The sequence below is a fragment of the Brevibacillus borstelensis genome, assembly GCF_003710865.1.
In the GTDB taxonomy this organism is placed as follows: Bacteria; Bacillota; Bacilli; order Brevibacillales; family Brevibacillaceae; genus Brevibacillus; species Brevibacillus borstelensis.
In genome coordinates, this window is record NZ_RHHO01000093.1 from 1 (window position 1) to 889 (window position 889).

Annotated in this window: 1 protein-coding gene; it reads left to right on the plus strand. The window is 53.0% G+C overall.

What is annotated here, in order from left to right; translation table 11 throughout:
• Positions 1-889, plus strand: an 889-nt coding sequence (locus tag EDM54_RS25945) for a condensation domain-containing protein (RefSeq protein ID WP_259676347.1), incomplete at both ends; no start/stop codon positions are given.

Sequence of the window (889 nt, forward strand, 5' to 3'; positions counted from 1 at the left end):
CGTGGTTCCTGCGGCTGAAAATGTCACGCCGGAAAGCTTGACAGAAGCGCTTCACCGGAAACTTCCCAATTACATGGTTCCTTCTATCTTCGTGCTTCTGGAATCCCTGCCGCTCACACCAAACGGCAAAGTGGATCGCAAGGCACTTCCTGCACCGGACCTTGCTCTCATGAAGGCAGACGATAGAATCAGGCCGCGTACTCCGCTAGAAGGACTGGTAGCCGAGGTCTTTGCGAGGGTCCTAAACGTGGAAGAAGTGGGGATCCACGACAATTTCTTCGAACTCGGCGGGCACTCACTCCTGGCGACTCAAGTCGTCTCCCGACTGAGCAACTCTCTTGGCATATCGGTTAGTCTTCGGACTTTGTTCGAATCACCGACGGTCGCCGGTCTCGCGGAGGAGCTCCAAAACGCCGACGAAGAACCCGCTGTTCTCGAGTCTGTCGTGTCACGGTCCTACGCAAACGTGAAAGAAATCTCACTTTCTTTCTCCCAACAGCGGTTGTGGATATTGAATCAACTGCTGCCGGACGGCTCGATATACAACATTCCTTGTATGATTAGGCTGAAAGGAAAGCTCAATCTCCAAGCGCTTGAGAGTAGCTTGAACGTCATTCTTGAACGTCACAACATTTTGCGCACGACGTTTGAAGAAGTCGAAGGGGTGCCGGTGCAGAAAGTCGTCGATCCATCCTGGACGCCACTTGAGATTACGGATATTCCGGAACCATTCGAGAAAACAGTGGATCGTCTGGCTGAGGAAGAGGCGAGCCATGTATTTGACCTGACCCAAGGCCCGCTCGTTCGCTTTAGACTACTCCGCCGACATGAAGGGGAGAGTGTGCTTCTCTTCAATATGCACCACATTGTATCGGACGGCTGGTCGCTC